This window comes from Agathobaculum ammoniilyticum (assembly GCF_025567315.1).
GTDB classification, from domain to species: Bacteria; Bacillota; Clostridia; order Oscillospirales; family Butyricicoccaceae; genus Agathobaculum; species Agathobaculum ammoniilyticum.
The window spans coordinates 32761-40328 of the sequence record NZ_JAOQJE010000017.1 but is presented as its reverse complement, the minus strand read 5'-3'; the positions used below and the strand labels follow the sequence as shown (position 1 = coordinate 40328).

The 7568-nt window shown below is 55.1% G+C and carries 8 protein-coding genes; 1 reads left to right on the top strand and 7 read right to left on the bottom strand.

Features of this window, described 5'->3' with window-relative positions:
• Positions 1-251 precede the first annotated feature (251 nt).
• A complete protein-coding gene (locus tag OCV66_RS13960) occupies positions 252-458 on the top strand; it encodes a hypothetical protein (protein ID WP_054328595.1) in 207 nt (68 codons plus the stop codon).
• A gap of 37 nt (positions 459-495) precedes the next feature.
• Here OCV66_RS13960 and OCV66_RS13955 read toward each other — a convergent pair whose 3' ends face one another.
• The 7 genes from OCV66_RS13955 to OCV66_RS13925 form a co-directional block, all read right to left on the bottom strand.
• A complete protein-coding gene (locus OCV66_RS13955) occupies positions 496-660 on the bottom strand; it encodes a hypothetical protein (protein ID WP_153802412.1) in 165 nt (54 codons plus the stop codon).
• A 157-nt stretch (positions 661-817) separates the two neighbouring features.
• Complete coding sequence (locus OCV66_RS13950) at positions 818-1636, bottom strand: sugar phosphate isomerase/epimerase family protein (RefSeq protein ID WP_054328594.1); 819 nt, start codon at positions 1634-1636, stop codon at positions 818-820.
• Positions 1637-1734: 98 nt separating this feature from the next.
• Positions 1735-2853 (bottom strand): 3-dehydro-scyllo-inosose hydrolase, encoded by a 1119-nt coding sequence (gene iolN / locus OCV66_RS13945; RefSeq protein WP_054328598.1) that lies wholly within the window; start codon positions 2851-2853, stop codon positions 1735-1737.
• A gap of 159 nt (positions 2854-3012) precedes the next feature.
• Positions 3013-4002, bottom strand: a complete 990-nt coding sequence (locus OCV66_RS13940; protein WP_054328200.1) for a sugar ABC transporter substrate-binding protein — start codon at positions 4000-4002, stop codon at positions 3013-3015.
• 74 nt (positions 4003-4076) lie between these two features.
• Positions 4077-5048: an ABC transporter permease gene (locus OCV66_RS13935; protein ID WP_054328199.1), complete on the bottom strand. Its 972-nt coding sequence runs from the start codon at positions 5046-5048 to the stop codon at positions 4077-4079.
• On the bottom strand, positions 5038-6045 hold the full coding sequence (locus OCV66_RS13930) for an ABC transporter permease (RefSeq protein ID WP_054328198.1): 1008 nt from the start codon (positions 6043-6045) through the stop codon (positions 5038-5040). The genes OCV66_RS13935 and OCV66_RS13930 overlap by 11 nt, the downstream gene beginning before the upstream one ends.
• Positions 6038-7561, bottom strand: a complete 1524-nt coding sequence (locus tag OCV66_RS13925; RefSeq protein WP_242977849.1) for a sugar ABC transporter ATP-binding protein — start codon at positions 7559-7561, stop codon at positions 6038-6040. The genes OCV66_RS13930 and OCV66_RS13925 overlap by 8 nt, the downstream gene beginning before the upstream one ends.
• Positions 7562-7568: the final 7 nt, after the last annotated feature.

Sequence of the window (7568 nt, the reverse complement as noted above, 5' to 3'; positions counted from 1 at the left end):
AAATTCCCCTCGCCAAACTGCAGAATCTTCTCCGGCGCTTCCTCCAGAATATATCCCTTGTATCCGCTCGCTTTTATTCTTTTGTAATTCAGTTCTTCCATCGCCAGGTCTCCTTTCCTATCCGTCCTGTTCTTATCGTAAAACACCGGCGGCGTTCTGTCAATTTCCGTATTCCCTCTGCCTGTATTTTTCACCCGCCGCAGCAAAGCTGCATACGTTGACATTGAACACGATTGCAAGAGGTGATTTTCATGACCATGTGCGCTACCGTGCTTTGTGTGCAGAGCGGTTCACTTTTGGTATGCGACCACTGCACCCGCCAGCAGGTCGTCGTACACACTGCCGGCACAAGCTGTTTTCGGGCGGGCGACCGCGCCTGCATCCGCTACAACGGCACCATGACAAACAGCATTCCTCCGCAGATTTCAGCGCAGCATATCTGCCGTATCTGCCATTGATAAAGCAAACACCGCTCCTGCACGGAGCGGTGTTTTTCTATTCTACCCATTCCGCCGGCGCCGCGTACAGCGTTTTATCCTCCCCGCGCAAAACGCGGTATCTTTCGCCGTCCGCAGCAACGGTCCCAACAAACGTACAGCCCGGCGGCGGCGCGTCGGTCACCTGCGCCGCCCCATGACTGCACATCAAAAACCGTCTCATCAGGCTCCCTCCTTCTTCGGTAGGTTGCCCGCGCGGCGGCGCCTTATCCGCGCCCCTGTCCAGAGCGCTGTATGGCAAAGGTAACGGGGAACCGCCCGGCTCCTGTTCGATGCATCCGTTCCGTCCGGCTTCCCCGCAGCCGCCCTTTCCTCGCTTTTTATTCCCGCATCATTGCGGATACCGCCTCAATCCAGCCGCGCGCGGCCGCTTCCTTTGTCGGCTTGGGCAGGATCTCCGCGCTCAGCACGCCTTGATAGTCGCATTCCTGCAGCTTGCGCAGAATGCCCGCCATATCCGTGTGTCCCGCGCCGGGATACCAGCGGTTAGAGTCGGAAAAATGTACATACCGGATCTCCGGACTGCATGCCTCGATCGAGGCCATCATATCCGACTCCTCGATGTTCATATGGAACGTGTCGATCAGAATACCCGTGTTCGTCAGGGAATGGCTACGGATGAAATGCGAGATCTCCCCCATCGTACACAGGAAATTGTTTTCATACCGGTTGATCGGCTCAAAGACAATATCCACGCCCGCTTTTGCCGCCGCGTGATCCAGATACTCCATGGAAACCGCCAGACGGTCCAGCGCGGCCGGCAACTCTTCCGCCGTGGCTACGTTACCGCGCATGCAGCCGATGATTACGGTTGCATGCAACCGCCCTGCCAGTTCGAGGAAAGCTTCCAGCCGCTGCACAGCCGCCCGCCGGCGCGCCTCATCCGGATCCGTGATGGACAGGCCATGGTTGACGTAAGCGCGTCCCGTCCCGATCGCGGTCAGGCGCATGGAATTTTCCGCAAGCGCCTGCTCGAGCGTAGGCAGGTCGACATCGGCCGGATCCGCGATGTGCAGCTCAACACCGTCGTACCCCAGCTCGCGCGCTTTCGCAACCCCCTGCGCGAAATCCCCCTCGTAAACAAACGGCGCGCTTCCTATAATCTGATCGACCATTGTCATGGATGTGATAAACTTCATTTAAGACACCTCTTTTAGTATCCAGTTATGGCAAAGGCCGCCCATAAGGGCGGGCCTTTACCCGACGTAAGAAAGAAAAAAGAAGAAAAGAGAAAGGGTCAATCAATAAAGAGGCCGCGTCTGGGGAGCTCATGCACGCTCTTCCAGCCGTCGCTGAGGGGCTCGCGGAGGCAGGGCTCGATCTCCTCGTAAGGACGGAGGGAGAATTTGCGGGGATCGGGTACCTTGCCCGCGGGATAAGCTTCCAGGATGTCCTCGACCATGCAGTTCAGGTATTCACAGATCGCGGCAATCGGACGTTTTGCCTTTCTTGCTTCACCTCTTGACGGGTAGCCCACAACACCCTCAGGGGTACCGAAGCGCTCAATTACACGGTGGCCTTCCGCCTCGGACCACTTGTTCGGACGGTGGAATGAGTCCACGGAGCCATCATAGAAGCCTTCGTCCAGCATCCCCATTGACTTCGCCTGCGCGTCCACCACACAGCCCATATCCACCATGCCCGGGAACATGAGCAGCGCCGCAGAGGTTTCCGCTTCGTCCGCATGCACAAACGGCGTGCTGACGAAGTCCGGCCGCTCATCGCCCAGCGGATACCAAAATTCACGAATCGCACGATGCCACTCAACGACCGTTGCGAATGCCGGAAGCTCAAAGCGCTTAAAGAATTCCTGAATCGCGGACTCGAGCATCCAGTCCATGCCGTGGTTGTTGACAAGGATGATCTTGCGGAAACCATCGTCCCACAAGCCGACCATTACGTTAATCAGCGTATCAACGATGGACTTCTCGCTCGTCATGACCGTGCCGGGCATACCGCAGTGATGGTAGGGATGGCCGCCGTAGTTGATCGGTGGAAGCGCCAACGCGACCTCGTGGCCCGCCTTAGCCGTCTTGCGTCGCACCGCCTCGCAGATCGAGGTACACATAAACGTGTCCAGGCCGGAGTTGTTATGGATGCCGTGATTCTCGGTGCAGCCGATTGGCACCAGGACGATATCGTTCTTATGGCGTTTCTCAATCACCATCTTGCGCGGCGAGGTCTGGATATAGCAGCCCGGCTTTCCGATCTCACTGTCGGACGGGATGCCGTAATCATCCAGAATGGCCTGGATCTCCTCCTCCGAGGCGTCCCACAGCCGTTTCTTCAGCCGTCCTACCTTGTTATCCTCAAAAAATATGTTCGGATACGCTGTCGTTAAGTACTTCTCTTGCATAGCTGCATTCTCCTTGTATAAATGTAGGTTTTTTTCGCTTGGGTCCTACCGTCAGGAAGCGATACCCCTCTCTCCCTCACGGCCAGATCCAAGAACTCAACAAGTGGGAGGCGCTGCCGCGGCGGCCTCAAACCGCCGCGGCGCACCAAAAATCATATTTTATTCGTCTTTGAACGAATCGACATTCGTCTCGTCAACAACCTTGGTCGAAACCTCATAGAATTCCTTGACCTCGTTGCCCTCCAGTACGTCTACCGCAGCCACTACACCTTCATAGCCCTGCATATACGGATCGCCCCAAGAGGTAAGCGTGATCTTACCTTCCTTCAGCGCGGAAACCGCATCGTCGTTTGCATCCTGACCAGAAATCATAATCTCACCCGTCTTACCTGCAGCATCGACCGCCTCCGCAGTGCCCAACGCCATCTCGTCGTTGCAGCAGAAGAACGCGTCTACATCTGGGTAGGACTGGAGCAGGTTCTGCGCCACGTTCAGCGCCTCCGCACGGGAGTAGTTCGCAGACTGAGAAGCAACAAGTTCAATGTCCGGATACTCCTCGAGCGCTTTCTTGCAACCTTCGATACGGTCAAGCGAGGTCTGCGCACCGGTAGAGCCCTCAATGATGATCAGCGTACCCTTGCCGCCCATTTTTTCAAACAACGCTTTGGCAGTCTCGTAGCCCTGCTGTACGTTCTCCAAGCCGACAAAGGTTTCACACAGGCTCTCGTCACCCAGGCGGGTGTTAAGCGCTACAACAGGGATATCTGCATCAACGATACGCTGTGCAGCCGGAACAATTGCCTCGGTATCGACCGGACACAGAACGACGCAGTCTACGCCGTTCACGATTGCTTCATCACAAAGCTGATTCTGCTGCTCGTTGCCCGAACCCTCGGCGGTATCGACCGGCGTTTTTACCTCGACATTGTAGCCCAGCTCTTCGCCGGCAGCCTGTGCCCCCTCAGCCATGCTGATAAAGAACGGTGCGGTAGAGTTCTTCAGGATAACGGTAATGTTTTTACCCCCCTCTGCGTTTTCGCCTCCGTCGCCCGCCGCATTTCCACCATCGCTGCCGTTGCCGCAGCCTGCGAATGTGGCTGTCATGGCCGCTGCCATCAGCAGCGCCGCAATTCTTTTGCTCTTTTTCATGATACATTCTCCTTTTCTGGCTCTTTCTTTATCATCATACGGCGTGATGCCGTTATGACACACAAACAGATGCCTCACTTATTGCCTTTTCCCGCATATTTTGCCATCAGGTTGTTGAGTACGCGTTCATAAACAATTGCAAACAGAATTACAAAACCGACTACCGCCTGTTGCCAGTTGGTCGATACACCCATGATGTTCATACCGTTTCGGATAAACATAATGATCATTGAACCGATCACCGTATTGACAACCGAACCTGTGCCGCCGCAAAACGCGATACCGCCGATCAGCGCGGAAGCGATCGAATCGTTTGTCAACGTGCCTCGGATACTGGGATCGGCCGCATTCAGGCGCGCCAGATACAGGATGCCGGTCAGCGCGGCCAGCAGGCCGTTTGTGACATAAACGCCGAGGATAACCCCATCAGAGTGCATGCCAGACAGCTTGGTCGCCTTTTTATTGTGGCCCAAGGAGTAAAGCGTACGGCCATAAATTGTGCGACGCGTCAGGAAATACAGCACCGCGAACACAAGGAACGTGACCAGCGCAACATTCGGGATACCCGGGATCAGGTATCCGTTTACGATACTGCGGAAGCCGTCCGAAAAGCCGTAGACATACTCGCCGTTACATACGACATAGGCCAGGCCAAGCGCCATAAAGTCCACACTGAACGTTGCGATAAACGGTTCGATCTTTACCTTGCTGATCAGCACGCCATTGAACAGGCCGAATCCAAGTCCCACACCGAACGCAACCACAAGCCCCATAAAATAATTCCCTTGCTGGAAATAGGACGCGCTCAGATAACTGGAAAGAACCATGGTGGACGACATCGAGATATCAATACCGCCCGAGATAATGGCAAGGCTCATGCCGAATGCCATCAGGATCGTGAATGGAGTCTGCTGGAACACAACCTGTGTGATATTATCGACCGACAGGAAAGCCTCCGGCCGGAGCAGGGCGAAGCCCACGCATACAACCGCCAGGATCAGGAAACGGGAGAGCAGGTCGATCTGGTTTTTCTTTTTAACCGACATTGTTGTATACCCTCCTCTGCGCCTTGATATTCTTCCTGTGGTCGTTGACCACATCAATAATGATCAGAGCAACGATCACAAAGCCGGTGATCGCCTTCTGCCAGGTGGCAGGGATGCCAACCAGGCTGAGGCCGCTCGCCAGAATCTTCATCAGCAGCGCGCCGAGGATCGTGCCGCCAATGCCGCCTTTGCCGCCGATGAACGGCGTGCCGCCAATGACGATGGCCGCCATTGCGTTGAATGTATAGTCCACACCCACTGCCGGACTGCCTGAATTGGTCATGCAGGCGATCAGCACGCCGGCCAGCGCCGCAAACAGCCCGCTGAGCGCATAAACGATAATCGAAGTCTTGACCACGTTGATGCCGCTCACAGAGGCTACAGCCTGCGAACCGCCGAGCGCGAAAACATCGTAGCCGAATTTAGTCTTCTTCTGTATCCATACCATCAGCGCCGCCAGGATGACCGTGATCCAGATCACAACGTAGATACCGGCAATCTTTCCGTTGCCGATCCAGTTGACGATATCGTTCTTGATCGCCACGGTATTGCCGTCCGTCGTTACCAGCGCCAAGCCGGCAAAAACGCTCATCATACCGAAAGTGACAACCCAAAAGTCAAAATTACATTTGGCAATCAATAGCCCGTTGATCACACCGACCGCAATACCGATCAGCAGCGGCAGCAGCAGAGCCAGCGCGACCGGCACGCCGGCGTTATACAGCACCACCACGGAGACTGCAGCCATTGACACCACCGAACCGACCGACATATCAATCTTACCGATCAGGATGACCAGTGTGAAGCCCAGCGCCGCCATCAGCAGTGTGCAGGTGTTGCGGAAAATCATCATGATATTGTACGAGGATAAAAAGCGTTCGTTGGCCAAGCCAAACAGGACGAACAGCACGATGTTGCCGATCAGGATACCGGGGATGTTCAGCTTTCTCAGCCCTGCCAGCAGACCTGCCGCGCCCCCTTTCTGCGATTTATTCATTCACCGCACGCTCCTTTCCTCCAACAGCGAAGCGCATGATGGCCTCCTGCGTCATATTCTCGCGCGTCACCTCGCCCGTGATCTCGCCATCCTTCATGACATAGACACGGTCGGAGATGCCGATAACCTCGTTCATTTCGGAGGAGATCATCAGGATGCCGTACCCCTCCCCGACAAGGCGGTCGAGCAGCTTGTATATTTCGCTCTTCGCGCCGACGTCGATGCCGCGTGTCGGCTCGTCAATGATCAGAAATTTACAGCCGGTTTCCAGCCATTTGCCGATAACGACCTTCTGCTGGTTGCCGCCGGACAGCTCTCCGACCAGCTTTTCCGCGTTCGGAGTCGCGATACGAAGCTCCGCCACATATTTTTTGCCGATCTCGTCCTCCGGCCCCGAGCGCAGGACGCCACCCTTAAACACCTTTGTCAGGCTTGCCGCGACCAGATTTTCCTTGATGGGCATCTGCAGTACAAGCCCCTCAGCCTTGCGGTCCTCGGAAAGATAACCCATGGAGTTACGCACGCTCTTTACAGGGGTAGTCCGCGTGATTTGCTTGCCGTATAGTGTATAGCTGCCGTGTTCGATCGGCTCGTCCCCGAACACAGCCTTGGCGATCTCGGTACGTCCCGCGCCAATCAGACCGGACAGCGAAACGATCTCGCCCTCGCGCACATTTATATTCACGTTGCGGAAGCGCCAGCCGGAAAGGTCCTTTGTCTCAAAGATCACCTTGCCGGGTTCGCGGTAATGCCGTTCGTACATGTTCTCTATCTTGCGGCCGACCATCATGGAAATCAGCGTGTCCAGATCCATATCCTCTACATCCACCGTATCGATGTACTGTCCGTCACGCATAACGGTGACACAGTCCCCAATGCGCTTGATCTCGTCCATACGGTGCGAGATATATATGATCGCCACATTGTCTCTTTTCAGCTTTTCCACAATCTCGAACAGCTTATCGATCTCACGATCGGTCAGGGATGAGGTCGGCTCATCCATAATGACCAGCTTAACCTCCTTGGAAAGCGCCTTTACCACTTCCACCATTTGCATCTGAGCGATACTCAGCTTTTTGACCAGGATGTTGGGGTCCAAATCCAGTCCCAGGCGGTCCATCAGCTCACGGCTGTCCTTTACCATCTTTTTATAGTCGATTACGCCCTTGAGACCTTTTACCATCGGCTCGTGGCCCAGATAAATGTTCTGCGCGATCGTCCGTTCCGGCAACAGGTTGAGCTCCTGGTGGATCATGCTGATGCCGGCCTCCATGGACTGGCGGACATTGGTGAAATTGACCTCCTGTCCGTCATACCAGACCGTTCCCTCATCCCTGGTGTATACGCCGGAAATAATCTTCATCAGCGTGGATTTACCCGCTCCATTCTCACCGAGCAGGATGTGGACCTTGCCCTTTTCACAGGTAAGCTGAACTTTGTCAAGCGCCAAAGTGCCCGGAAAACACTTCGTAATCCCTGTCATGCGCAAGATCACGTTATCTTGTTTTACGTCCACTGAATTA

Coding starts and splice junctions, on each gene's coding strand:
- OCV66_RS13960 (WP_054328595.1), top strand. CDS start 252: ATGACCATGTGCGCTACCGTGCTTTGTGTGCAGAGCGGTTCACTTTTG.
- OCV66_RS13955 (WP_153802412.1), bottom strand. CDS start 660: ATGAGACGGTTTTTGATGTGCAGTCATGGGGCGGCGCAGGTGACCGAC.
- OCV66_RS13950 (WP_054328594.1), bottom strand. CDS start 1,636: ATGAAGTTTATCACATCCATGACAATGGTCGATCAGATTATAGGAAGC.
- iolN (WP_054328598.1), bottom strand. CDS start 2,853: ATGCAAGAGAAGTACTTAACGACAGCGTATCCGAACATATTTTTTGAG.
- OCV66_RS13940 (WP_054328200.1), bottom strand. CDS start 4,002: ATGAAAAAGAGCAAAAGAATTGCGGCGCTGCTGATGGCAGCGGCCATG.
- OCV66_RS13935 (WP_054328199.1), bottom strand. CDS start 5,048: ATGTCGGTTAAAAAGAAAAACCAGATCGACCTGCTCTCCCGTTTCCTG.
- OCV66_RS13930 (WP_054328198.1), bottom strand. CDS start 6,045: ATGAATAAATCGCAGAAAGGGGGCGCGGCAGGTCTGCTGGCAGGGCTG.